Origin of the sequence: Streptomyces sp. NPDC057249 (assembly GCF_042669245.1) — a bacterium.
Lineage (GTDB): Bacteria > Actinomycetota > Actinomycetes > Streptomycetales > Streptomycetaceae > Streptomyces.
On record NZ_JBHUXS010000015.1, the window covers coordinates 53,322 to 77,109 of the forward strand.

Below are 23,788 nucleotides of genomic sequence, written 5' to 3' on the forward strand. Positions count from 1 at the left end.
CGGCACACCCGCGGCCTAGGGTGATCGTGTGACACAGCCTTCCTACCTCAGGTACCCCCACGTCCAAGGTGATGTGATCGCCTTCACCGCCGAGGACGACGTCTGGCTCGCCCCGCTCGACGGCGGCCGGGCGTGGCGGGTCAGCGCAGACAACCGTCCCGTCACCCAGCCGCGCATATCTCCCGACGGCACCCTCGTCGCCTGGACGTCCACCCGCGACGGGGCGCCCGAGGTGCACATCGCCCCCGCCGACGGCGGGCCCTCCCGGCGGCTCACCCACTGGGGCGACGCCCGCACCACCGTGCGCGGCTGGACCCCCGAAGGCGACGTGCTGGTCACCAGCACCCAGGGGCAGGTCTCACTGCGCCGCAGCTGGGCCCGGGCCGTCCCGGTCGACGGCGGTCCCGCGCGGACCCTCCCGTACGGCCCCGTCGGCTCCCTCGCGTACGGGCCCGCCGGGCGCGTCCTGCTGCTCTCGGCCACCATGGGGCGCGAAGCCGCCTCCTGGAAGCGCTACCGGGGCGGCACGGCCGGCAAGCTCTGGATCGCGGCCGAGGACGACCCGCTCCAGTTCACCCGGGTCCACCAGGACCTCGACGGCAACATCGAGTGCCCGATGTGGGTGGGGGAGCGCATCGCGTTCCTCTCCGACCACGAGGGCACCGGCGCCCTCTACTCCTCGCTGCCCGACGGCACGGACCTGCGCCGGCACACCCCCGTCGACGGCTTCTACGCCCGGCAGGCCACCACCGACGGCACCCGGGTCGCCTATGCCTCGGCCGGTGAACTCTGGCTCCTGGACGGCCTGGAGAGCGACGAGCCCCGCCGCGTCGAGGTCCGGCTCGGCGGCCAACGCGCCGACCTCCAGCCCTACCCGCTGCACGCCGACAGCCACCTGACCAGCGCGTCGCCCGACCGCACCGGCCGGGGCAGCGCGGTCCTGTCGCGGGGGGCGGTCCACTGGGTCACCCACCGCGAGGGCCCCGCCCGCGCACTCGCCGCCGAGCCCGGCGTACGGGCCAGGCTGCCGCGCACCTTCCAGGCCGACGGCGACCAGCAGGTCGTCTGGGTCACCGACGCCGAGGGCGACGACGCGCTGGAGATCGCCCCCGCCACCGGCACCGCCCCCGGCGCCACACCCCGCCGCCTCGCGGCGGGCCGGCTGGGCCGCGTCCTGGACCTCGCCCCCGCCCCCGACGGCAGCCGGTTCGCGGTCGCCGCGCACGACGGGCGGGTGCTGATCGTCGAGCGGGAGAGCGGCGAGATCCACGAGGTGGACCGCAGCGAGAACGGCGACGCCTCCGGCCTCGCCTGGTCGCCCGACTCCGCCTGGCTCGCCTGGTCGCACCCCGGCCCCGAGCCGCTCAGCCAGCTCAAGCTGGCCCACATCGCCGACCTCTCGGTCTCCGAGGCCACCCCGCTGCGGTTCCGGGACTTCGCGCCCGCCTTCACCGCCGACGGCAAGCACCTGGCCTTCCTCTCCGAGCGCGCCTTCGACCCCATCTACGACGCCCACGTCTTCGACATGGCGTTCATCGGCTCCTGCCGGCCGCATCTGCTCACCCTCGCGGCGACCACGCCTTCGCCGTTCGGGCCGCAGCTGCACGGCCGGCCCACGGAGAAGGAGAAGGGCGGCGACGGCGAGGACAACCCCACCGCGCTCCCCATCACCCGCATCGACCTGGACGGCCTCGCCGACCGGATCGTGCCCCTTCCCGTCGAGGCCGCCGTCTACTCCTCGCTGCGCACCGCGCGTGACGGGCTGCTCTGGCTGCGCCACCCGCTCACCGGAGTCCTCGGCACCAGCGGGGCCGGCCCGGACGCCCGCCGCCCGGACACCGTCCTGGAGCGGTACGACCTGGAGAAGCTGCGCTGCGAGGAGCTGTCCTCGGACGTCAGCCGTTTCGCGGTGAGCGGTGACGGGAAGCGGCTGGCGATCATCAGCCACGGCAAGCTGTCCGTCGTCCCCTCCGACAGCCGGGTGCCCGCGGGCGACGACGACCACGACGACGCCGTGACCGTCGACCTCTCCCGCATCCGCCGCACCCTCGACCCGGCCGCCGAGTGGCGCCAGATGTACGACGAGGCCGGGCGCGTCATGCGGGACAACTTCTGGCGCCCCGACATGGGCGGCGTCGACTGGGCCGGGGTCCTCGACCGCTACCGGCCGGTCCTGGAGCGCGTCGCGACCCACGACGACCTCATGGACCTGCTCTGGGAGGTCCAGGGCGAGCTGGGCACCTCGCACGCCTACGTCACCCCGCCCGGCGGGTGGCGCGACGACGCGGCCCGGCAGGGGCTGCTCGGGGCGGACCTCTCGCGCGCCGAGGACGGCAGCTGGCGCATCGACCGCGTGCTGCCCTCCGAGACCTCGGACCCGGCGGCCCGCTCGCCGCTCGCCGCGCCGGGCGTCGCGATCCAGGCCGGGGACGCGATCGTGGCCGTCGACGGACACCCCGTCGACCCGCTCACCGGGCCCGCGCCGCTGCTCACCGGCTCGGCCGGCAAGCCCGTCGAACTGACGGTCTCCCCGGCCGACGGGGGCGACCGGCGCCACGTCGTCGTCGTGCCCGTCGCCGACGAGGAGGCACTGCGCTACCACGCGTGGGTCGCCGACCGGCGGGCGTACGTGCACGAGCGGTCCGGAGGGCGCCTCGGCTACCTCCACGTCCCCGACATGGTCGGCGGCGGCTGGGCCCAGATCCACCGCGACCTGCGCACCGAGATGGCGCGCGAGGGCCTGGTCGTGGACGTCCGGGAGAACCGGGGCGGCCACACCTCGCAGCTCGTCGTGGAGAAGCTGGCCCGCCGCATCGTCGGCTGGGACCTGGCGCGCGGCATGCGCCCCACGAGCTACCCGGGCGACGCGCCCCGGGGGCCGGTGGTGGCCGTGGCGAACGAGTTCTCCGGGTCGGACGGCGACATCGTGAACGCGGCGATCAAGGCGCTGAAGATCGGGCCGGTGGTCGGGGTCCGGACGTGGGGCGGCGTGATCGGCATCGACAGCCGGTACCGGCTGGTCGACGGGACGCTGGTCACGCAGCCGAAGTACGCCTTCTGGCTGGAGGGGTACGGGTGGGGCGTCGAGAACCACGGCGTCGACCCGGACGTGGAGGTCGTGATGACGCCGCGGGATCACGCCGAAGGACGTGATCCGCAGCTGGACGAGGCGGTCCGGATCGCGCTGGAGTCGCTGGAGCGGGCGCCGGCGAAGGTGGCACCCGAGCTGCCGGGCCTCGCGGAGTGACCTCGGCGGGGTGGGGGCGGGAGCGCCTGCGGCGTGCCGGTTCCCCACCCCGCCCCTTCCCGAAACCGGGGCGCCGCCCCGGACCCCGCGCCTCAAACGCCGGCGAGGCTGACAGCCGGGAGCGGGGGTCCGGGGGCAGCGCCCCCGAAAGGCTCCGGGCGCGGGGGCGCCCCGATAGGCTGGACCGCAACGGATCACCCGAGCCCAAGGAGCGCGTAAGCGAATGGCAGGAGAACCGCAGCCCGACTGCCTGTTCTGCAAGATCGTCTCGGGGGAGATCCCGGCCACCGTCGTCCGCGAGACCGACACCACCGTCGCGTTCCGCGACATCAACCCCCAGGCCCCCACCCACGTACTCGTCATCCCGCGCCTGCACCACCCGGACGCCGCGTCCCTCGGCGCCGCCGCACCGCAGGTGCTCGCCGACGTGCTGTGCGAGGCGGGCAACGTCGCCGCCGACGAGAAGATCGACCGGACCGGGTACCGGGTCGTGTTCAACACCGGCGCCGGCGCCGGCCAGACCGTGTTCCACGCCCACGCGCACGTCCTGGGCGGCCGGGGCCTGGAATGGCCGCCCGGATAGATGTCGGCACGTGAACTCGTCGTGCTCGGGACCGCCAGCCAGGTCCCGACGCGGCACCGGAACCACAACGGCTACCTGCTGCGCTGGGACGGCGAGGGCATCCTCTTCGACCCCGGCGAGGGCACCCAGCGGCAGATGCTGCGGGCCGGGGTCGCCGCGCACGACATCAACCGGATCTGCGTCACGCACTTCCACGGCGACCACTCGCTGGGCCTGGCCGGGGTGATCCAGCGGATCAACCTCGACCGGGTCCCGCACCCGGTGACCGCCCACTACCCGGCGAGCGGGCAGCGCTTCTTCGACCGGCTGCGGTACGCGACCGCGTACCGCGAGACCGTGAAGCTGACCGAGGCCCCGGTCGCCGCCGACGGACCGCTGGCCACCACCGCCGCGTACACGCTCGACGGCCACCTGCTCTCGCACCCCGTCGAGTCGTACGGCTACCGGCTCACCGAGCCGGACGGGCGGCGGATGCTGCCCGCGAAGCTCGCCGAGCACGGCATCCGGGGGCCGGACGTCGGACGCCTCCAGCGCGAGGGCCACCTCGGCGGGACCACGCTCGCCGACGTGTCCGAGCCCAGGCGCGGACAGCGGTTCGCGTTCATCATGGACACCAGGCTCTGCGACGGCGTGTACGCCCTCGCCGAAGGCTGCGACCTGCTGGTCATCGAGTCGACGTTCCTCGACGCCGACCGGAAGCTGGCCGCCGACCACGGCCACCTGACCGCCTCCCAGGCGGCCCGGGTCGCCCGGGAGGCCGGCGTACGGCACCTCGTCCTGACGCACTTCTCGCAGCGCTATCCGGAACCGGAGGCGTTCGAGGCCGAGGCCCGGGCGGCCGGTTACGAGGGCGAGCTGACCGTCGCCCGGGATCTCATGCGCGTACCGGTCCCCAGCCGGCACGCGTAGCACCACGCACCACGCACCACCCCCACACGATTGAGACCACTGTGCACCTCCCCAAAGCCGAACTCCACCTCCACATCGAGGGAACCCTCGAACCGGAACTGGCCTTCGCGCTCGCCGCGCGCAACGGCGTGACCCTGCCCCACGCGGACACCGAAGCCCTGCGCACCGCGTACCTCTTCGAGGACCTCCAGAGCTTCCTGGACCTCTACTACGCGCTGATGGCCGTGCTGCGGACCGAGGACGACTTCGCCGAACTCGCCGACGCCTACCTCACCCGCGCCGCCGCCCAGGGCGTCCGCCACGCCGAGATCTTCTTCGACCCGCAGGCCCACACCGCGCGCGGCGTGCCCATCGGCACCGTCGTCGAGGGGCTGGGGCGGGCGCTGGAACGCAGCGAGGAGAAGCACGGCATCTCCACCCAGCTGATCATGTGCTTCCTGCGCGACCAGTCCGCCGAGTCGGCCCTGGAGACCCTGGAGGCGGCCCGGCCGCACCTGCACCGGATCAGCGCCGTCGGCCTGGACTCCGCCGAGGTCGGCCACCCGCCCGTGAAGTTCCGCGAGGTGTACGAACGGGCCGGCGAGCTCGGCCTGCGCAAGGTCGCCCACGCGGGCGAGGAGGGGCCGCCCTCGTACATCCGCGAGGCGCTCGACGTGCTGGGCGTGGAGCGGATCGACCACGGGCTGCGCTGCATGGAGGACCCGGACCTGGTGAAGCGGCTGGTCGCCGAGCGCGTCCCGCTCACGCTGTGCCCGCTGTCCAACGTACGGCTGCGCGCGGTCGACACCCTGGAACAGCACCCGCTGCCCGCGATGCTGGAGGCCGGGCTGCTCTGCACGGTCAATTCCGACGACCCCGCCTACTTCGGCGGGTACGTCGGAGACACCTTCCACGCGGTCCACGAAGCGCTCGGCCTGGACCGCGAGCAGCTGCGCACCCTGGCCCGCAACTCCTTCCGGGCGGCCTTCCTCGACCACGACGAGGAGCGCAGGGCGCGCTACCTGTCCGAGGTCGAGGCGTACGCGTTCGACTGACCGCCGCCCGCCGGGCCGGCCGTCCGGAAGGCGTTCCGGCCGAGCCGGCGGCGGCGCAGGGCCGGGATGCTGATCTCCGCGACGGCCTGCTCGGGCGCGCCCACCTTGGGGACCGCGCCGGGCACCGCACCCGTGGTGACCGCCAGCAGGGCCGCCGGCGCACCGCCCCGGCGGCGGACCGAACCCGGCACCAGCGGACGGCCGCCGACGTGCAGGGCGACGGCCGTCACCGGCAGCGCGACCAGCAGGGTCGCCGCGCCCAGGATCAGACCCATCCCCGGGAACTTGGCCTCCTCGGACAGCACACTGCCGAGCACCGGTCCGCAGGCGACGCCCACGGAGGAGGCGGACCCGGCGAGGACCGCCCAGCGGCCGCGTACGTCGAGGGAGGCGGCCAGACCGATCAGGTACGACAGGACCACCGGGTAGACGGTGTTCCACAGGATCTCGCCGGTCGCGAAGGAGCTGAGGCTCCCGGCGGACGAGCTGAGCACGATGCTCCCCGCGATGACGGCGGTGCCCACCCCGATCGGGACCGCGCGCCCCAGCTTCGAGCCCAGCACCCCGGCGCCCATCACACCGAGCAGCCCGGCGCCCAGCGCGGCGGCGAACACCGCGCCGATCGTCACCTCGGACAGCCCGACCTGGTCCACGCCGATCCGGCTGCTGACGCCCCACAGCGCGTTCTGCGCCATCGACCAGACGAGCATGCCGCCCGCGAGGACCAGTCCGGAGCGGCGGTGCGGCAGCCGGCCCGCCGAGGGGGTGGCCGGCCCGGCCGGGGACGAGCCGCCGAGCCGGGAGGTGGCCGGCCAGACCAGCAGCGCGACCAGAGCGATCGAGGCGAACGGCAGCCGGTGGCCGCCGCCCAGGTGCGGGACCGTCAGGTACAGGGCGCCCGCGGTCGCCGAGACGCTCAGCAGCCCCAGGGACGAGGTGCGGTGCGGGTCGCTCTGGGCGGCGATGCCCGCCGCCGCGACGGCGGTCGCCGTGCCGGAGCCGAAGCCGCCGACCACCGCGCCCGCGACCACCAGCGGCACGGTGCCGGCCAGTGCCGCACAGCCGTACCCCACCGCGCACAGGATCAGTCCCACGCGCGCCGGTCTGCACGGCCCGTACGTCTCCACGCGTCCCGCCAGGGAGAAGCCGGCGGAGGCGGAGCTGAGCAGCAGCGCGCTGCCGACCAGCCCGGCCTGGGCCGTGCTCAGGCCCAGATAGACGGAGAGCCGTCCCACGATGGTGGGGAGGAGATAGGCGGCGAGGTAGCCGGCGGTGAACACGGCGACCAGGGGCCACGCGGCGCGAGGGCGCGAGGACATGGGCGTTCCTGAGGACATGCCGAGAAGAGGCAGAAGGGAGGGGGGAAATACGAGAAATCGGCGCTTCCGTCGGGTACGTCTCCAACGGTGCTCGCGGGCCAATTTGTATCAAGTGCTCCCGGCTCACCGAAAGCCGGTCTTCTGTGATCTGGATCACTTTTGTGTTTACGTGGTTCATGGATGGGTAACCGCGCATGTTTACGCAGGTCAGCGACCGTGAACACACGCGCGGCGCGCACTCGTCCATCACCGCCGCGTATCGGGCACACTGGCCGCAACCGCCGCGACCGGGGAGTGCAAGGTGAGCGCTGACATTCCGCAGATCGACCCGCTGGACGGACTGCGCGCCCCGCAGGACCCCGACTGCGACGTCTTCCTCACCGGCACGGTCTTCCTGGACATCATCTTCACCGGCCTGGACAGCGCCCCCGTACGCGGCACCGAGTCCTGGGCGCGCGGCATGGGCTCCAGCCCCGGCGGCGTCGCCAACATGGCCACCGCGCTGGCCCGCCTGGGCCTGCGCACCTCCCTGGCCGCCGCGTTCGGCGACGACCACTACGGCGAGTACTGCTGGGACGCGCTCGAACAGGGCGAGGGCATCGACCTCTCCCGTTCGCACACGGTCCGCGGCTGGCACTCCCCGGTGACCGTCTCCATGGCGTACGAGGGCGAGCGGACGATGGTCTCGCACGGCCACGAGGCCCCGTCGCTCCCCACCACCGCCTCGCCCGAGGCCCCCGCCTTCCCCCGCTGCCCGCCCAGGGCCCGGGCCGCCGTCACCTCGCTGGTGCCCGGCCGCACCGAACCCTGGGTCGCGGAGGCCGCCGGCCGGGGGGCCCTGGTCTTCGGGGACGTCGGCTGGGACGAGACCGGGCGCTGGGACCTGGACTCCCTGAGCGGCCTGGAGCACTGCCACGCCTTCCTGCCCAACGCCGAGGAGGCGATGCGCTACACCCGCACCGACTGCCCCCGGGCCGCCGCGCACGCCCTCGCCGAACGCGTACCGCTCGCCGTCGTCACCCTCGGCTCCGACGGGGCCTACGCGGTCGACGCCGCCACCGGCACCGCCGCCGAGGTCCCGGCCATCGAGGTCGAGGCGCTGGACCCGACCGGGGCCGGCGACGTCTTCGTGGCCGGCTTCGTCACCGGCACGCTGGCCGGCTGGCCCCTCGCCGACCGCCTCGCGTTCGCCGGGCTGACCGCCGCCCTCTCCGTCCAGGAGTTCGGCGGCTCGCTCTCGGCCCCCGGCTGGGCGGAGATCGCCGCCTGGTGGCAGCAGGTGCGCACCTGCGCCGGGCAGGACCCGGCCGCGCTGCGGCGCTACGCCTTCCTGGACGCCCTGCTGCCGGCCGCCGCCCGGCCGTGGCCGCTGCGCCGGGCCCTGCCCACGATCGGTTTCCGCGCGTAGTCCCACCGCCCCGGAAAACCCTCTGGTGTTGTCGGTGCGGAGTCGTAGGCTTGAGGCACACGAGGTTTTCGAGCAGCGAGAACCCTGCAACGGGAGGTATGCGCAGGCCCGAGGGCCGGCCCATGACTCAGTCACCCACACAGCCGCAGGCGCGTGCCCACATCAGCATCCCGGCCGCTCACCCGATGGTGATGCTCCTGGGAGCGGGCGACTCGCTGCTGCGCGTGATCGAAGCGGCGTTCCCGGCGGCCGACATCCACGTCCGGGGAAATGACATAAGCGCGACGGGCAACGCGGCGGACATCGCCCTGATCCAGCGCCTGTTCGACGAGATGGTGCTGGTGCTCCGCACCGGGCAGCCGATGACGGAGGACGCCGTGGAACGGTCGATCGCGATGCTCAAGGCCACCGACAACGGCCAGGCGGACGGCACGGAGACGCCGGCCGAGGTGCTGACGCAGAACATCCTCTCCAGCCGGGGCCGCACGATCCGCCCCAAGACGCTCAACCAGAAGCGGTACGTCGACGCGATCGACAAGCACACGATCGTCTTCGGCATCGGCCCCGCCGGTACGGGCAAGACCTACCTGGCCATGGCCAAGGCGGTCCAGGCCCTCCAGTCCAAGCAGGTCAGCCGGATCATCCTGACCCGCCCGGCCGTCGAGGCGGGCGAGCGCCTGGGCTTCCTCCCCGGCACGCTGTTCGACAAGATCGACCCGTATCTGCGCCCGCTCTACGACGCCCTGCACGACATGCTCGACCCCGACTCGATCCCGCGCCTGATGGCGGCGGGCACCATCGAGGTCGCGCCCCTGGCCTACATGAGGGGCCGGACCCTGAACGACGCCTTCATCATCCTGGACGAGGCGCAGAACACCAGCGCCGAGCAGATGAAGATGTTCCTGACCCGGCTCGGCTTCGACTCGAAGATCGTCGTCACCGGTGACATCACCCAGGTCGACCTGCCGACCGGGACCAAGAGCGGTCTGCGCCAGGTGCAGGAGATCCTGGAGGGCATCGACGACGTGCACTTCTCCCGGCTCACCTCGCAGGATGTCGTCCGGCACAAGCTGGTCGGCCGTATTGTCGACGCGTACGAGAAGTACGACAGCAGCAAGGGCGAGCAGGACGGCGGGGGCCACCGGGGCCGCGGCCGTCACAACGGGAAGCAGTAGCAGCGCACCATGTCGATCGACGTCAACAACGAGTCCGGAACCGAGGTCGACGAGCAGGCGATCCTCGACATCGCCCGCTACGCGCTCGCGCGCATGCGGATTCACCCGCTCTCCGAACTCTCGGTGATCGTGGTGGACGCAGCGGCCATGGAGCAGCTGCACATCCAGTGGATGGACCTGCCGGGCCCGACCGATGTCATGTCCTTCCCGATGGACGAACTGCGTCCGCCGGCCAAGGACGACGAGGAGCCGCCGCAGGGGCTCCTCGGTGACATCGTGCTCTGCCCCGAGGTCGCGAAGAGGCAGGGCGAGGAAGCCGAGACCCGGCACTCCATGGACGAGGAGCTCCAGCTGCTCACCGTCCACGGGGTGCTGCACCTGCTGGGTTACGACCACGAGGAGCCGGACGAGAAGGCCGAGATGTTCGGCCTCCAGGCGGCCATCGTGGACGGCTGGCGCGGTGAGCGCGGCCTGACCGGCCCGTCCCCCGCCCCCACCGTCTCGTGAGCCTGCCCCTGATCTTCGGCGTCGTCCTGCTGGTCGTCGTCGGCTGGCTGGCCGCCTGCGCCGAGGCCGGGATCGCCCGCACGTCGAGCTTTCGGGCCGCCGAGGCGGTCCGTTCGGGCCGGCGTGGCAGCGCGAAGCTGGAACAGGTCGCGGCCGACCCGACGCGCTATCTCAACGTCGCCCTGCTGGTGCGGGTCGCCTGCGAGATGGCCGCCGGGGTGCTCGTCACGTACGCCTGCCTGAAGGAGTTCCCGGAGACCTGGGAGGCGCTGGCCGTCGCCATCGGCGTGATGGTCCTCGTCTCCTACGTCGCGATCGGCGTCTCGCCGCGCACCATCGGCCGCCAGCACCCGCTGAACACGGCGACCGCGTCGGCGTACGTGCTGCTGCCGCTGGCCCGGATCATGGGGCCGGTCCCGCAGCTGCTGATCCTCATCGGCAACGCGCTGACCCCCGGCAAGGGGTTCCGCAAGGGCCCGTTCGCCAGCGAGGCCGAGCTGCGGGCCATGGTGGACCTCGCCGAGCAGGAGTCGCTGATCGAGGACGAGGAGCGCCGCATGGTGCACTCCGTCTTCGAGCTCGGCGACACGCTCGTGCGCGAGGTGATGGTCCCGCGCACCGACCTCGTCTGCATCGAGCGCTACAAGACGATCCGGCAGGCGCTCACCCTCGCGCTGCGTTCCGGCTTCTCGCGGATTCCGGTCACCGGCGAGAACGAGGACGACGTCGTCGGGATCGTCTACCTCAAGGACCTGGTCCGCAAGACGCACATCAACCGGGACTCGGAGGCCGACCCGGTCTCCACGGCGATGCGCCCGGCCGCGTTCGTGCCGGACACGAAGAACGCCGGCGACCTGCTGCGCGAGATGCAGCAGGAACGCAGCCACGTCGCCGTCGTCATCGACGAGTACGGCGGCACGGCGGGCATCGTCACCATCGAGGACATCCTGGAGGAGATCGTCGGAGAGATCACCGACGAGTACGACCGCGAGCTGCCGCCCGTCCAGGAGCTGGAGAACGGCTGCTTCCGGGTCACCGCCCGCCTCGACATCGGCGACCTCGGCGACCTGTTCGGCCTCGACGAGTACGACGACGAGGACGTGGAGACGGTCGGCGGGCTCCTCGCGAAGGCGCTGGGCCGGGTCCCGATCGCCGGCGCGTCCTCCGAGGTCGAGCTGCCCGACGGGCGGCGGCTGCGGCTGACCGCGGAGTCCCCGGCGGGCCGGCGCAACAAGATCGTCACGGTGCTGGTGGAGCCGGTGGCTTCCGAGGAGGAGACGGCGGAATGACCCCGCAGCAGCTGAGGACCTTCTGCCTGAGCTTCAACGCGAGCACCGAGGAGTTCCCGTTCGGGCCCGAGGCGTCCGTCTTCAAGGTGCTCGGCAAGATGTTCGCGCTCAGCGCGCTGGACGCCCGGCCGCTGACGGTGAACCTCAAGTGCGACCCCGACGAGGCGGTCCGGCTGCGCGAGGAGTACGAGGCGGTGGTGCCCGGCTGGCACATGAACAAGCGCCACTGGAACACCGTCACCGTCTCCGGACTGCCCGACGCGAAGCTCCGCGAGCTGATCGAGGACAGCTACGACCTGGTGGTGGCGGGGCTGCCGAAGGCGGAGCGGCTGCGGCTCGACCGCCCCTGAGGCGCACCGGACCGGGGCTCCCGCCCGCCCCGGTCCGCGCCGGGCTTCGTATGCTCGGCACATGACTGAGAGCACCGGCACCACCGACCTCGGCGCCGAGGACCGCAAGATCGTCACCCTGGCGCGCAGCGCCCGCGCCCGCAACGGCGTCCCCGAGGGCGCGGCCGTCCGGGACGAGACCGGGCGCACCTATGTGGCGGGGACCGTGGAGCTGGAGTCGCTGAAGCTCAGCGCGCTGCGGACGGCCGTCGCGATGGCGGTGGCCAGCGGGGCGAAGTCCCTGGAGGCCGCCGCGATCGTCTCCGAGGCGGACGCCCCCTCCGACGAGGACCGGGCCGCCGTACGGGACCTGGGCGGACCCGGCACGCCGGTGCTGCTCGCCGGGCCGGACGGCCTGCTCCGGCTCAGCGTCACGGCCGGCTGACCCCCGTACGGGGCGGGGGCCGGGGCCCGTCCGGACCGGGCCCGGAGGCGGTGGCGGGCGCCTCGGTGCCCCGCCGCCCCCGCGATCGGGGACAATGGGCGCCATGAGCGTTCGACCTAACCCTGAAGCCGCCGCGCGGCAGGCCGAGAACCCCGCCCCCCACCGGGCCGGCTTCGCCTGCTTCGTGGGCCGCCCCAACGCGGGCAAGTCCACCCTGACGAACGCTCTGGTCGGCAGGAAGGTGGCCATCACCTCCAACCGTCCGCAGACGACCCGGCACACCGTGCGCGGCATCGTGCACCGGCCGGACGCCCAGCTGATCCTGGTCGACACCCCCGGGCTCCACAAGCCGCGCACCCTGCTGGGCGAGCGGCTCAACGACATCGTGCGCACCACCTGGGCCGAGGTCGACGTGATCGGCTTCTGCCTGCCCGCCGACCAGAAGCTCGGCCCCGGCGACAAGTACATCGTCAAGGAGCTCGCGGGCATCAGGAAGACGCCCAAGATCGCGATCATCACCAAGACCGACCTGGTCGACTCCAAGCAGCTCGCCGAACAGCTGCTGGCCGTCTCCCGGCTGGGCGAGGAGCTGGGCTTCGAGTGGGCGGAGATCATCCCGGTCTCGGCCGTCAAGGACCAGCAGGTCGATCTGCTCTCCGACCTGATCGCCCCGCTCCTGCCCGAGAGCCCGCCGCTCTACCCCGAGGGCGACCTCACCGACGAGCCGGAGATGGTGATGGTCGCGGAGCTGATCCGCGAGGCCGCGCTGGAAGGCGTACGCGACGAGCTGCCGCACTCCATCGCGGTGGTCGTGGAGGAGATGCTGCCGCGCGAGGACCGGCCGGCGGACAAGCCGCTGCTGGACATCCATGCCAACGTCTACATCGAGCGCCCCAGCCAGAAGGGCATCATCATCGGCCCGAAGGGCAAGCGGCTGAAGGACGTCGGCACCAAGTCCCGCAAGCACATCGAGGCCCTGCTCGGCACCCCCGTCTTCCTCGACCTGCACGTCAAGGTCGCCAAGGACTGGCAACGCGACCCGAAGCAGCTGCGCAAGCTCGGGTTCTGAGCGGCACCGCGAACCGGCGGCCGGAGGCCGACGCAGCCGCCCGAAGCCGCTGAGGCCCCCAGGGGCCGAAGGGTGCGAGGGGGGCCGTGGAGACGGGTCCCGAAGCAGCTGCGCAAGCTCGGGTTCTGAGCGGGGGGCTCCTCAGCCTCCCGTCTCAGGACTCCCCGACCCGCACCCGGCAGCCTCCCGGTCTCACGCGCCCTCCTTCAGGACGCGTGAGATCAAGGCGCGCTGGGCCTCGGTCAGGCGGGGGTCCGCGCAGTGCACGGTCCTGCCGTCGACCGTTATCCGGTAGCTGAAGCCGTCAGGGACGCCCCGGGACGCGGCGGCCTGGCCGTCGGCGAGCGCCGAGTCGGCCAGGGCCTCCCACTCCTGGGCGTCGGCCCGCCCGGAGGTGTCGATCTCGCCGTGGCGCGCGATGCCGGCGAAGCCGCCGGTCCTGCTCACCCGAATCCGCATGCGGTGTGTCCCTCCTAGTCGGTCGGAACGCCCACCTCCGACCACGCCTTGAGGACGGCCTCCACCTCGTCGCCCTCGCCGAAGCGGCTGCGCGCCGCCGCCACGGTCAGCCGGGCGAAGTCCGCGAATTCCGCGTCCACCGCCAGTTCACCACCTGTGAGCACATCGAACCAGAGCTGGCCCGCCCGCTCCCAGGAGCTGCCGCCCAGCGCGGTCGCCAGGAGGTAGAACGCGCGGTTGGGGATGCCGGAGTTGATGTGGACGCCGCCGTTGTCGTCGCCGGTGTGGACGTAGTCGTCCATGGACGCCGGCTGCGGGTCCTTGCCGAGCACGTCGTCGTCGTACGCCGTGCCGGGGGCCTTCATCGAGCGCAGCGCCACGCCCTGGACCCGGGGTGCGAGCAGCCCCTCGCCGATCAGCCAGTCCGCCTGGTCGGCGGTCTGGCCCAGTGAGTACTGCTTCACGAGGGAGCCGAAGACGTCCGAGACCGACTCGTTGAGCGCGCCGGACTGGCCGTAGTAGCTCAGGTTGGCCGTGTACTGCGTGACACCGTGGGTCAGTTCGTGGGCGATCACGTCGAGGGCGACGGTGAAGTCGAGGAAGATCTCCCCGTCCCCGTCTCCGAAGACCATCTGTTCGCCGTCCCAGAAGGCGTTGTTGTACTTCTCGTCGTAGTGGACGGACCCGATCAGCGGCAGTCCGTGACCGTCGATGGAGCGCCGGCCGTAGGCGGTGAGCAGCAGGTCGAAGGTGGCGCCGAGGCCCGCGTACGCGCGGTTGACGCTGGCGTCCTTCGTGGGCGGCTCGCCCTCGCCGCGCACCTTGGTGCCCGGCAGGTCCGTGCCGTGGCGGCAGTCGTACAGCGTGCGGTCGGGCTTGGCGGTGCCCTCGTCGTCCGGCTCGGCGGGGGCGGTGGGCCGGGCGACGGTCGTCATCTGGCGACGGGTGCGGCGGGTCGCGTCGGACTCCAGGGTGCGGCGGGCCGGATCGGCGAGGACGGGGTCGTCGGACTGGGACAGCTTGTCGAGGACGTGGGGCGGGACGATGGTGCAGAAGACGGGGTGGAACCCCTGCTGTGAACGAGGCTGCATACACACGACTGTGGCACTCCGTAAGTGCGCTGTCACTGCTTGCTATCGGGGTTGATGAAATGGAGTGATTGGTCACTGTTGAGCGTTTAGGTCGTCTCGTACGGGTAAGAGCGGCTGTCGATCCCGCATACTGGAACGGCACCCACGTCTCGGGCGCCCCTCGGCTAGTCTCGGCGCATCATGCGTTTCGGGCTGCTTCTTCTTAGCTGCCGCGGCGAGGGCCTGTAGTCGAGGCCGACCCCCTCCCCGCGGAGTCTGGTGTTGCAGTAACACAGTCGGCCGTCCCGGAGAAGGACACCCGAGGAGCCCCGCGCCATGACCGAAGTCAATCCCGCCCAGACCCCCGCCTCGCACGCCGTCGGCCGTCCCACGCCGATCACCAACGCCACGGTGCTGCAGAAGCCGTCCGGGATGCCGGTCCACAAGTACGGCCGCTACGAGGCCGTGGACATCCCCGACCGCACCTGGCCCGAGCAGCGGATCACCAAGGCGCCCCGCTGGCTCTCCACCGACCTGCGCGACGGCAACCAGGCCCTGATCGACCCGATGTCGCCGGCCCGCAAGCGCGAGATGTTCGACCTGCTCGTACGCATGGGGTACAAGGAGATCGAGGTCGGTTTCCCGTCTTCCGGCGAGACCGACTTCGCCTTCGTCCGCTCCATCATCGAAGAGGGCGCGATCCCCGAGGACGTGACGATCTCCGTCCTGACGCAGGCCCGCGAGGAACTGATCGAGCGGACCGTCGAATCACTGGTCGGCGCTCGACGCGCCACCGTCCACCTGTACAACGCGACCGCCCCGACCTTCCGCCGCGTGGTCTTCCGCGGCTCCCGCGAGGAGGTCAAGCAGATCGCGGTGGACGGCACCCGGCTGGTCATGGAGTACGCCGACAAGATCCTGGGCGACGAGACGATCTTCGGCTACCAGTACAGCCCCGAGATCTTCACCGACACCGAGCTGGACTTCGCCCTGGAGGTCTGCGAGGCGGTCTGCGACGTCTGGCAGCCCGAGGAGGGCCGCGAGATCATCCTCAACCTGCCCGCCACCGTGGAGCGTTCGACGCCGTCCACGCACGCGGACCGGTTCGAGTGGATGTCGCGCAACCTGACCCGCCGCGAGTTCGTCTGCCTGTCCGTCCACCCGCACAACGACCGCGGCACCGCCGTCGCCGCCGCCGAACTGGCCCTGATGGCCGGGGCGGACCGGATCGAGGGCTGCCTGTTCGGCCAGGGCGAGCGGACCGGCAACGTCGACCTGGTGACGCTGGGCATGAACCTGTTCTCGCAGGGCGTCGACCCGCAGATCGACTTCTCGCAGATCGACGAGATCCGCCGTACCAGCGAGTACTGCAACCAGATGGAGGTCCACCCGCGCCACCCCTACGCGGGCGACCTGGTCTACACCGCCTTCTCCGGCTCCCACCAGGACGCCATCAAGAAGGGCTTCGACGCCATGGAGGCCGACGCCGCCGCCCAGGGGAAGACCGTCGACGACATCGAGTGGGCCGTGCCCTACCTGCCGATCGACCCGAAGGACGTCGGCCGCTCCTACGAGGCGGTCATCCGGGTCAACTCGCAGTCCGGCAAGGGCGGCATCGCGTACGTCCTGAAGAACGACCACAAGCTGGACCTGCCCCGCCGGATGCAGATCGAGTTCTCCCGGATCATTCAGGCCAAGACCGACGCCGAGGGCGGCGAGGTCACGCCGACGCAGATCTGGAGCGTCTTCCAGGACGAGTACCTGCCCAACCCCGAGAACGCCTGGGGGCGCGTGCAGATCCGCTCCGGCCAGAGCACGACCGGCTCCGACGGCCGCGACACGATCACCGTCGAGGCGACCGTGGACGGCGCGGACACCGTGCTGACCGGCACCGGCAACGGCCCGATCTCCGCTTTCTTCGAAGCGCTGCAGGCCATCGGCATCGACGCCCGGCTGCTGGACTACACCGAGCACACCATGAGCGAGGGCGCGAGCGCCCAGGCCGCCTCGTACATCGAGTGCGCGATCGACGGAAAGGTGCTGTGGGGCATCGGCATCGACGCCAACACCACCCGTGCCTCGCTGAAGGCGGTCGTCTCGGCCGTCAACCGCGCCGCCCGCTGACCCGGCGCTCGAAAGGGCCCGGAGCCGTACGGTCCGCGAACCCCGCCCACCCGCTTCCGGGGGGCGGGGTTCGGCCATTCTCCGGGCGGTTGTGACCGGCGGGGTGCTGACGGCGCAACGGGGATGTGGTTAACATCACGTCGACACGGCAGTGTTGCCGGAGTGTTACGGAGGTGTGCGACGTGCGGTCAGCCCTGGGACAACGCGCCATGAAGCTGCGTATCTGCGGCATCCGTACGCTGTGGGACACCACCGGCGACGGGGAGTTCTTCTGCCCCGGCTGCGGCGGTGACCGCAATTACCGCCGTCTCACCGGCCGCCGCCGCTTCGCCGTGCTGGGCGTGCCCCTGCTGCGCCGCGGCACCACGGGCCCGGTGGTCGAATGCGCCGCCTGCCACCAGCACTTCGACCCGGAAGCGCTCGACCACCCCACCACCACCCGGTTCTCCGCGATGCTCCGGGACGCCGTGCACACCGTGGCCCTCGGCGTCCTCGCGGCCGGCGGCAGCACCTCCCGTACGGTCCTGGAGAGCGCCGCCGAGACCGTGCGCGGCGCCGGGTACGAGGACTGCACGCCCGAACAGCTCGCCACCGTCGTCGAGGTGCTGTCCGCCGACATCGGCCAGGGCTCCGCGTTCGACCCGGCGGCCGAGGCGTGCGGCGCGGCCCTCGCCATCGAGCTGCACGAGGCGCTGGAACCGCTCGCCCCGCACCTCGCCCCCACCGGGCGCGAATCGATTCTGCTCCAGGGTGCCCGCATCGCCCTCGCCGACGGCGCGTACAGCACCGCCGAGCGCGAGGTGCTGACCACCGTCGGCGGGGCGCTGAGGCTGTGCGCCGAGGACACCGCCCGGCTGCTCGCCGAGGCGGCGCGTACGCCCTCCTGAGCCGCTCCCGCCCGGTACTCCCCAGGGAGTAACGGGCCCGTCCCGCCTACCCGGGCAGTAGCCGGGAAGTCGGCCCCGGGCGCGACGAAGTTCCCCCGCCCCCACGGGAGTCTGGACCCGACCGGACACCCGTACGGAAGGGGCGCGCCCATGAGGACCGCGGAACAGGACAGCGGCACACGCACACGAACGGTGAGCCGGTGGCGGCTGCTGCCCTGGGCGGTCGTCGCGCTCTGGGCCGCCGTCCTGGCCGTCGCCGGGCCGTTCGCGGGCAAGCTGGCGGACGTACAGGTCGACCGGGCCGTCGACTATCTCCCGGCGAGCGCCGACTCCACCCAGGTCGCGAAGATCCAGGACGCGCTGCCCGGCGGCGAGTCCACCGACCTGGTCCTCGTCTACCACCGCGACGGCGGCCTCACCCCCGGCGACCGGGCGCGCGCGGCCCGCCAGACCGCCGAAGTGGCGAGCGGCCACACCCTCACCGCGCCCCCGCGCGCCGTGCCCTCCGAGGACGGCACCACGCTGATGTACCCGGTCTCCACCACCGAGCCCGGCCAGGACGACGAGGCCCGCACCGCGTTCGTGGACGACGTCCGCGAGACCGTACGCGGCGGCGACGGACTGGGCGTCGAGGTCGGCGGGCCCGGGGCGCTGTACGTGGACTCCAAGAAGGTCTACGACTCGCTGGGCGGGCCGCTGCTCTACACGACCGTCGGCGTCGTCGCGGTCCTGCTGATCCTCATCTACCGCAGCCCGCTGCTGTGGCTGGTGCCGCTCGCCGTCGCGGGCGTCGCCGACGCCCTGTCCATGGCCGTGGTCTACGGGGTGAACCAGGGCTTCGACGTCACCGTCACCGGCCAGAGCTCCGCCGTGATGACCATCCTCGTCTTCGGCGCCGGCACCGACTACGCGCTGCTGCTGGTCTCCCGCTACCGCGAGGAGCTGGTCCGCGCCGAACGCCCCCGCGACGCCATGGCGGCGGCGCTGCGCGGCTGCGGGCCCGCCGTCCTCGCCTCCTCCGGGACCGTCGCCGCGGGCCTGCTGTGCCTGCTGGCGGCCGATCTCACCAGCAGCCGGGGCATGGGCCCCATCGCCGCCGTCGGCGTGCTGTGCGCCCTCCTGGCCATGCTGACGCTGCTCCCGGCCGTCCTGGTCCTGCTGGGCCGCCGCGTCTTCTGGCCGCTCGTCCCCGTGTACGGCTCCGAGCCGCGCCGCCGCCGTTCGCTCTTCGCGGCCATGGGCGGCTCCGCCGGGCGCCGGCCGGTCGCGGTCCTCGTCACCGGCGGGGTGCTGCTGGGCGCGCTGTCGCTCGGGGTGTTCAACCTGCCCGGCGACCTCAAGCTGGAGGACTCCTTCACCACGAAGCCGGACTCGGTCACCGCGATGAAGACCCTCGCCGACGCCTACCCAGGCCGCTCCAGCCAGCCCGTCATCGTGACCACGCCCACCGGGGAGGCCCCCGGCGCGCTGGCCCGGGCCCGTACCACCGAGGGCGTCGCAGCCGTCGAGCGCGGACGCAGCGGCGGCGGGTGGACCGAAATCTCCGTCACCCCGGAGGCCGCCCCCGAGTCGGCCGGCGAGCGGGCCACCATCCTCGCCCTGCGCGAACGCCTCCCCGGCAGCCATGTCGGCGGGCCCAGCGCCCAGCAGATGGACCTGGAGAAGGCCGGAACCCGGGACCTGCGGACCGTCGTCCCGCTCGTCCTGCTCTCCGTCCTCCTCATCCTGATCGCCCTGCTGCGCAGCCTCGTCGCCCCGCTGCTGCTCGTCGCCGCCGTCGTCGCGGTCTGGGGCGCGGCCCTCGGCATCGGCGGCCTGCTCTTCGGACCCGTCCTCGGGCTGGAGGGCACCGACCCCGGGCTGCCGCTGCTCACCTTCGTCTTCCTGGTGGCCCTCGGCGTCGACTACGGCATCTTCCTGATGCACCGGGTCCGCGAGGAGGCCCGGGGCGGCGCGGAGCCCACCGACGCCGCGCTCACCGCCCTGCGCACCACCGGCGGAGTCATCGCGTCGGCCGGCCTCGTGCTCGCCGCCACCTTCGCCGTGCTGACGAACATGCCGATGACGGCCCTGGTCGAGATGGGCTTCGTGATCGCCGTCGGCGTCCTCCTCGACACCTTCCTGGTCCGCACCTACCTGGTGACATCGGCGAGCGTGGCCCTCCAGCGCCGGATCTGGTGGCCGGGCGCGCTCAGCCGCCCCGCCCCCGCCGGAGCGTCCAGGGAGCCCGAACTCGTCAGTGCCCCCTGACAGGCGCTGACAGAGCCCCGTCCCGTACCGGAGGATGGCTACGTGCCCCCAGCCACCGCCCCGGCCGCCCCCGCGGCCACCAGCCGCCGGGACCGCGTCCTGGCCGTCGTCAACCGCGACCCGATGCTCGCACCGCACCGGACGCGCAACGACGCCCTGACCGCCGCGGGCGCGGCGGCACTCGCCGCCGCCCTCGCCCTGTCCACCGGCGACGCCGGCACGCTCGGGGCGGCCGGCTGGGCGCTGCTCCTGGGCAGCGCCGTACCGCTCGCCTGGCGGCGGCGCGCCCCGGTGTGGATTCTGTGCGCCATGGTGCCGCTGCTGGCGGTCTACCACGGCACCCAGGACCTCCACTCGGCGCCGATGCCGCAGACCTGGATCGTCCTGTACACCGTGGCCGTCACCGGCCGCCCGCTGCGCACCCTGCTCGTCGGCGTGGGCGTCACCTCCGTGATGGTGACGGTCGTGCTCGCCCTCAGCGCCCACGACGTCCTCGAACTGCTGCGGATCTCCGGCTGGATCGTCGCGGTGCTGCTCTGCGGGGTCGACGTGCGCATCTACCGCCAGTACGTCGCCTCGGTGCTGGAGCGCGCCGAACGCGCCGAGCGGACCCGGGAGGAGGAGGCGGCCCGCCGGGTCGCGGAGGAGCGGCTGCGGATCGCCCGCGATCTGCACGACCTCCTCGCGCACAGCATCACCGTCATCGGGGTGCGGACCTCGGTCGCCTCGCACATCCTGACCGTCGACCCGGACCGGCTGGACCGGCGGGCCGTGGCCGCCGCGCTGGACGACATCGCCGACACCTGCCGGGAGGCCAGGGCCGAGCTCCGGACCACCCTCCAGGTGCTGCGCGGGTCCGGGCAGGAGGCCGGGGGAGCGGAGGCCGAGGGCCCGCTGCCCGACCTGGCCGCCCTGCCCGGCCTCGTACGGGCCGCCGAGGCGGCCGGGGCGCGGGTCGAGCTCGACACCACCGGCGTCCCGGCCGGCCGCCTCGCCCCGGCCGTCGGCGCGGCCGCCTACCGGATCGTCCAGGAGTCCCTGACGAACGCGGTACGCCACGCGGGCGCCGGGGCCCGGGTGCGCGTCCTCGTCGCCCCGGCGGCCGGGGCACTGCGGGTCTCGGTCACCGACGACGGCACCGGCCCGGTGGAGGACGGCACCGCGCCCGGGTTCGGGATCGTCGGAATGCGGGAACGCGCCCGCTCCACCGGCGGCACCCTCACGGCGGGCCCCCGCCCCGGCGGCGGCTTCGAGGTGTCGGCCCTGCTGCCTCTCCCGCCGGCGCCCCCGGGAAACCGGGCGGACGAGCCCGGCACGTACGCGCGTGAACACCCAACGGCACGGGAAGCGGAGACCACACCATGATCCGGGTACTGCTCGCGGACGACCAGACGCTCGTCCGGGCGGCCTTCGCGATGCTCGTCGGCTCCGACCCGGAGATGGAGGTGGTCGGCGAGGCCGCCACCGGCCTGGAAGCGGTCGCGCTCGCCCGCTCGGCCCGCGCCGACCTCGTCGTCATGGACATCCGGATGCCGGAGCTCGACGGCATCGAGGCCACCCGCCGGATCGCCGCCGACGAGGACCTGGCCGGGGTGAAGGTGCTGGTCCTCACCACCTACGACACCGACGACCACATCGTCGAGGCGCTGCGCGCCGGTGCCTCCGGCTTCCTGGTCAAGGACACCCGGCCCGCCGACCTGCTGGCCGCCATCAGAACGGTCGCGGCCGGTGAGTCCCTGCTCTCGCCCGGCCCGACCGCCCGCCTCATCGCCCGGGTGCTCAGCGCCCCGAGCGCCCCCGCCGGGCCCGGCCCCGAGGCCCTCGGCATGCTCTCCGAGCGGGAGTGCCAGGTCCTGGCCCTGGTCGCGCGCGGGCTCAACAACACCGGGATCGCCGAGAGCCTGGGCCTCAGCCCGCTCACCGCCAAGACCCACGTCAGCCGGATCATGGGCAAGCTGGGCGCCCGCGACCGGGCCCAGCTGGTCATCGCCGCCTACGAGTCGGGGCTCGTGGTGCCCGCCGGGGGAAGCTGACGGGCCCGCCTCACGGGGGCGGGCCCCGGGTGTCGGTGGCGTACCGGACAATGGGACGCATGAGCTTGTTCCGGGACGACGGCGTGGTGCTGCGCACGCAGAAGCTGGGCGAGGCCGACCGGATCATCACGATACTGACCCGGGGCCACGGCCGGGTGCGGGCCGTCGCGCGCGGGGTGCGGCGCACCAAGTCGAAGTTCGGGGCCCGGCTCGAACCGTTCTCCCATGTGGACGTGCAGTTCTTCGCGCGGGGCAGCGAGCTGGTCGGGCGCGGGCTGCCGCTGTGCACCCAGAGCGAGACGATCGCCCCGTACGGCGGCGGGATCGTCACCGACTACGGGCGCTACACCGCCGGGACCGCGATGCTGGAGACCGCCGAGCGCTTCACCGACCACGAGGGCGAACCCGCGGTACAGCAGTACCTGCTGCTGGTGGGCGGGCTGCGCACGCTGGCCCGGGGCGAGCACGAGCCGCATCTCATCCTGGACGCCTTCCTGCTGCGCTCCCTCGCGGTCAACGGCTACGCCCCCAGCTTCGACGACTGCGCCCGCTGCGGACTGCCGGGACCGAACCGTTTCTTCTCGGTGGCGGCGGGCGGGGTCGTATGCGGCGACTGCCGGGTGCCCGGCAGCGTCGTACCCTCGGCTGAGGCCGTCGCCCTGCTGAGCGCCCTGCTCACCGGCGACTGGGAGACGGCGGACGCGTGCGAGGCGCGTCATGTCAGGGAGGGGAGCGGGCTGGTGTCCGCGTATCTGCACTGGCATCTGGAGCGCGGGCTGCGTTCACTGCGGTACGTAGAGAAGTGACACAGGGAGACTGAAGCTCATGGCAGTACGCGGGATGCTCGGCGGCCGTAACCGGCGCGACTACAAGACCCCGGAACCGCACCCGTCCGGTGCCGTGCCCCCGAAGATCCCCGGTGAGCTGGTGCCCAAGCACGTCGCCATCGTGATGGACGGCAACGGCCGCTGGGCGAAGGAGCGCGGTCTGCCGCGCACCGAGGGGCACAAGGTCGGCGAGGGCGTCGTCATGGACGTGCTCAAGGGCTGCATCGAGATGGGCGTCAAGAACCTCTCGCTGTACGCCTTCTCGACGGAGAACTGGAAGAGGTCCCCGGAAGAGGTGAAGTTCCTGATGAACTTCAACCGGGACGTCATCCGCCGCCGCCGGGACGAGATGGACGAGCTCGGCATCCGCATCCGCTGGGTGGGCCGCATGCCCAAGCTGTGGAAGTCCGTCGTCCAGGAGCTCCAGGTCGCGCAGGAGCAGACCACGGACAACGACAAGATGACGCTGTACTTCTGCGTCAACTACGGCGGCCGGGCCGAGATCGCGGACGCGGCGCAGCGGATCGCGCAGGACGTCGCCGCCGGGCGGCTCGACCCGTCGAAGGTCAACGAGAAGACGTTCGCGAAGTACATCTACTACCCGGACATGCCGGACGTGGACCTGTTCGTGCGGCCCAGCGGCGAGCAGCGCACCTCGAACTACCTGATCTGGCAGAGCGCGTACGCCGAGATGGTCTTCCAGGACGTGCTGTGGCCGGACTTCGACCGCCGGGACCTGTGGCGCGCCTGTCTGGAATTCGCCCAGCGCGACCGCCGGTTCGGCGGCGCCGAGGAGGTCGCGGCCTCGGGGAGCTGAGCGGCCG

Annotated in this window: 21 protein-coding genes; 18 read left to right on the forward strand and 3 right to left on the reverse strand. The window is 72.6% G+C overall.

The genetic code is table 11. The features are described from left to right. The first annotated feature begins 28 nt into the window (after nt 1-28). The 4 genes from ACFUJY_RS25580 to ACFUJY_RS25595 all read left to right on the forward strand — a co-directional run bounded on the left by ACFUJY_RS25580 (nt 29) and on the right by ACFUJY_RS25595 (nt 5,773). Nucleotides 29-3,247, forward strand: a complete 3,219-nt coding sequence (locus ACFUJY_RS25580) for a S41 family peptidase (protein WP_383303821.1) — start codon at nt 29-31, stop codon at nt 3,245-3,247. Between the two features lie 223 nt (nt 3,248-3,470). Beyond that, nucleotides 3,471-3,830 (forward strand): histidine triad nucleotide-binding protein, encoded by a 360-nt coding sequence (locus tag ACFUJY_RS25585; protein WP_383303824.1) that lies wholly within the window; start codon nt 3,471-3,473, stop codon nt 3,828-3,830. Further along, nucleotides 3,831-4,739 (forward strand): ribonuclease Z, encoded by a 909-nt coding sequence (locus ACFUJY_RS25590; RefSeq protein ID WP_383303827.1) that lies wholly within the window; start codon nt 3,831-3,833, stop codon nt 4,737-4,739. It begins immediately after the preceding gene. A 41-nt stretch (nt 4,740-4,780) separates the two neighbouring features. Then, the gene (locus tag ACFUJY_RS25595; protein WP_383303829.1) at nt 4,781-5,773 is read left to right on the forward strand and encodes an adenosine deaminase; all 993 of its coding nucleotides are present in this window, start codon (nt 4,781-4,783) and stop codon (nt 5,771-5,773) included. Here the strand turns inward: ACFUJY_RS25595 and ACFUJY_RS25600 are convergent. After that, nucleotides 5,737-7,092 carry an MFS transporter gene (locus ACFUJY_RS25600; RefSeq protein ID WP_383303831.1) on the reverse strand — a complete coding sequence of 452 codons (1,356 nt, stop codon included), beginning with the start codon at nt 7,090-7,092 and terminating at the stop codon, nt 5,737-5,739. The two genes, ACFUJY_RS25595 and ACFUJY_RS25600, sit on opposite strands and share 37 nt — an antisense overlap. 301 nt (nt 7,093-7,393) lie before the next feature. Here ACFUJY_RS25600 and ACFUJY_RS25605 point away from each other — a divergent pair, with 301 nt between their 5' ends. From ACFUJY_RS25605 to era, 7 genes are all read left to right on the forward strand, one after another. Next, nucleotides 7,394-8,500 (forward strand): PfkB family carbohydrate kinase, encoded by a 1,107-nt coding sequence (locus ACFUJY_RS25605; RefSeq protein ID WP_383303834.1) that lies wholly within the window; start codon nt 7,394-7,396, stop codon nt 8,498-8,500. Nucleotides 8,501-8,622: 122 nt separating this feature from the next. After that, nucleotides 8,623-9,675, forward strand: coding sequence for a PhoH family protein (locus ACFUJY_RS25610; RefSeq protein ID WP_143615732.1), 1,053 nt, complete (start codon nt 8,623-8,625; stop codon nt 9,673-9,675). A gap of 9 nt (nt 9,676-9,684) precedes the next feature. Further along, nucleotides 9,685-10,182: an rRNA maturation RNase YbeY gene (gene ybeY / locus ACFUJY_RS25615; RefSeq protein ID WP_383303838.1), complete on the forward strand. Its 498-nt coding sequence runs from the start codon at nt 9,685-9,687 to the stop codon at nt 10,180-10,182. After that, the gene (locus tag ACFUJY_RS25620) at nt 10,179-11,471 is read left to right on the forward strand and encodes a hemolysin family protein (protein ID WP_383303840.1); all 1,293 of its coding nucleotides are present in this window, start codon (nt 10,179-10,181) and stop codon (nt 11,469-11,471) included. Before ybeY ends, ACFUJY_RS25620 begins: the two co-directional genes overlap by 4 nt. Further along, nucleotides 11,468-11,821 carry an MmcQ/YjbR family DNA-binding protein gene (locus ACFUJY_RS25625; RefSeq protein WP_383303843.1) on the forward strand — a complete coding sequence of 118 codons (354 nt, stop codon included), beginning with the start codon at nt 11,468-11,470 and terminating at the stop codon, nt 11,819-11,821. The genes ACFUJY_RS25620 and ACFUJY_RS25625 overlap by 4 nt, the downstream gene beginning before the upstream one ends. A 61-nt stretch (nt 11,822-11,882) precedes the next feature. Continuing rightward, nucleotides 11,883-12,245 (forward strand): cytidine deaminase, encoded by a 363-nt coding sequence (locus ACFUJY_RS25630; protein ID WP_383303846.1) that lies wholly within the window; start codon nt 11,883-11,885, stop codon nt 12,243-12,245. Nucleotides 12,246-12,339: 94 nt separating this feature from the next. Next, on the forward strand, nt 12,340-13,314 hold the full coding sequence (gene era, locus ACFUJY_RS25635; protein WP_383303849.1) for a GTPase Era: 975 nt from the start codon (nt 12,340-12,342) through the stop codon (nt 13,312-13,314). A gap of 192 nt (nt 13,315-13,506) precedes the next feature. Here era and ACFUJY_RS25640 read toward each other — a convergent pair whose 3' ends face one another. Together ACFUJY_RS25640 and ACFUJY_RS25645 are read right to left on the reverse strand one after the other, a co-directional pair. Then, the gene (locus ACFUJY_RS25640; protein WP_383303852.1) at nt 13,507-13,773 is read right to left on the reverse strand and encodes a protealysin inhibitor emfourin; all 267 of its coding nucleotides are present in this window, start codon (nt 13,771-13,773) and stop codon (nt 13,507-13,509) included. A 14-nt stretch (nt 13,774-13,787) separates the two neighbouring features. Then, entirely contained in the window at nt 13,788-14,864 is a 1,077-nt protein-coding gene (locus tag ACFUJY_RS25645; protein WP_383303855.1) for a M4 family metallopeptidase, read from the reverse strand. A gap of 315 nt (nt 14,865-15,179) precedes the next feature. On the opposite strand from ACFUJY_RS25645, the gene leuA reads away from it, so the two are divergent. From leuA to ACFUJY_RS25680, 7 genes are all read left to right on the forward strand, one after another. Further along, the gene (gene leuA / locus ACFUJY_RS25650) at nt 15,180-16,967 is read left to right on the forward strand and encodes a 2-isopropylmalate synthase (RefSeq protein WP_383303858.1); all 1,788 of its coding nucleotides are present in this window, start codon (nt 15,180-15,182) and stop codon (nt 16,965-16,967) included. Between the two features lie 209 nt (nt 16,968-17,176). Continuing rightward, nucleotides 17,177-17,854, forward strand: coding sequence for a TerB family tellurite resistance protein (locus tag ACFUJY_RS25655; protein ID WP_383303861.1), 678 nt, complete (start codon nt 17,177-17,179; stop codon nt 17,852-17,854). Between the two features lie 150 nt (nt 17,855-18,004). After that, nucleotides 18,005-20,104: an MMPL family transporter gene (locus ACFUJY_RS25660; RefSeq protein WP_383303864.1), complete on the forward strand. Its 2,100-nt coding sequence runs from the start codon at nt 18,005-18,007 to the stop codon at nt 20,102-20,104. A 42-nt stretch (nt 20,105-20,146) separates the two neighbouring features. Beyond that, nucleotides 20,147-21,469, forward strand: coding sequence for a sensor histidine kinase (locus tag ACFUJY_RS25665; RefSeq protein ID WP_383303867.1), 1,323 nt, complete (start codon nt 20,147-20,149; stop codon nt 21,467-21,469). Beyond that, the gene (locus ACFUJY_RS25670; RefSeq protein ID WP_383303870.1) at nt 21,466-22,137 is read left to right on the forward strand and encodes a response regulator; all 672 of its coding nucleotides are present in this window, start codon (nt 21,466-21,468) and stop codon (nt 22,135-22,137) included. The genes ACFUJY_RS25665 and ACFUJY_RS25670 overlap by 4 nt, the downstream gene beginning before the upstream one ends. A gap of 59 nt (nt 22,138-22,196) precedes the next feature. Further along, nucleotides 22,197-22,943 (forward strand): DNA repair protein RecO, encoded by a 747-nt coding sequence (gene recO, locus ACFUJY_RS25675; protein ID WP_073965270.1) that lies wholly within the window; start codon nt 22,197-22,199, stop codon nt 22,941-22,943. 19 nt (nt 22,944-22,962) lie between these two features. Further along, nucleotides 22,963-23,781 carry an isoprenyl transferase gene (locus ACFUJY_RS25680; protein ID WP_383303874.1) on the forward strand — a complete coding sequence of 273 codons (819 nt, stop codon included), beginning with the start codon at nt 22,963-22,965 and terminating at the stop codon, nt 23,779-23,781. The last annotated feature ends 7 nt before the right edge of the window (nt 23,782-23,788 follow it).

Coding starts and splice junctions, on each gene's coding strand:
- leuA (WP_383303858.1), top strand. CDS start 15,180: ATGACCGAAGTCAATCCCGCCCAGACCCCCGCCTCGCACGCCGTCGGC.
- ACFUJY_RS25610 (WP_143615732.1), top strand. CDS start 8,623: ATGACTCAGTCACCCACACAGCCGCAGGCGCGTGCCCACATCAGCATC.
- ACFUJY_RS25630 (WP_383303846.1), top strand. CDS start 11,883: ATGACTGAGAGCACCGGCACCACCGACCTCGGCGCCGAGGACCGCAAG.
- ACFUJY_RS25625 (WP_383303843.1), top strand. CDS start 11,468: ATGACCCCGCAGCAGCTGAGGACCTTCTGCCTGAGCTTCAACGCGAGC.
- ACFUJY_RS25660 (WP_383303864.1), top strand. CDS start 18,005: ATGAGGACCGCGGAACAGGACAGCGGCACACGCACACGAACGGTGAGC.
- ACFUJY_RS25600 (WP_383303831.1), bottom strand. CDS start 7,092: ATGTCCTCGCGCCCTCGCGCCGCGTGGCCCCTGGTCGCCGTGTTCACC.
- ybeY (WP_383303838.1), top strand. CDS start 9,685: ATGTCGATCGACGTCAACAACGAGTCCGGAACCGAGGTCGACGAGCAG.
- ACFUJY_RS25680 (WP_383303874.1), top strand. CDS start 22,963: ATGGCAGTACGCGGGATGCTCGGCGGCCGTAACCGGCGCGACTACAAG.
- era (WP_383303849.1), top strand. CDS start 12,340: ATGGGCGCCATGAGCGTTCGACCTAACCCTGAAGCCGCCGCGCGGCAG.
- recO (WP_073965270.1), top strand. CDS start 22,197: ATGAGCTTGTTCCGGGACGACGGCGTGGTGCTGCGCACGCAGAAGCTG.
- ACFUJY_RS25590 (WP_383303827.1), top strand. CDS start 3,831: ATGTCGGCACGTGAACTCGTCGTGCTCGGGACCGCCAGCCAGGTCCCG.
- ACFUJY_RS25655 (WP_383303861.1), top strand. CDS start 17,177: ATGAAGCTGCGTATCTGCGGCATCCGTACGCTGTGGGACACCACCGGC.
- ACFUJY_RS25645 (WP_383303855.1), bottom strand. CDS start 14,864: ATGCAGCCTCGTTCACAGCAGGGGTTCCACCCCGTCTTCTGCACCATC.
- ACFUJY_RS25585 (WP_383303824.1), top strand. CDS start 3,471: ATGGCAGGAGAACCGCAGCCCGACTGCCTGTTCTGCAAGATCGTCTCG.
- ACFUJY_RS25640 (WP_383303852.1), bottom strand. CDS start 13,773: ATGCGGATTCGGGTGAGCAGGACCGGCGGCTTCGCCGGCATCGCGCGC.
- ACFUJY_RS25670 (WP_383303870.1), top strand. CDS start 21,466: ATGATCCGGGTACTGCTCGCGGACGACCAGACGCTCGTCCGGGCGGCC.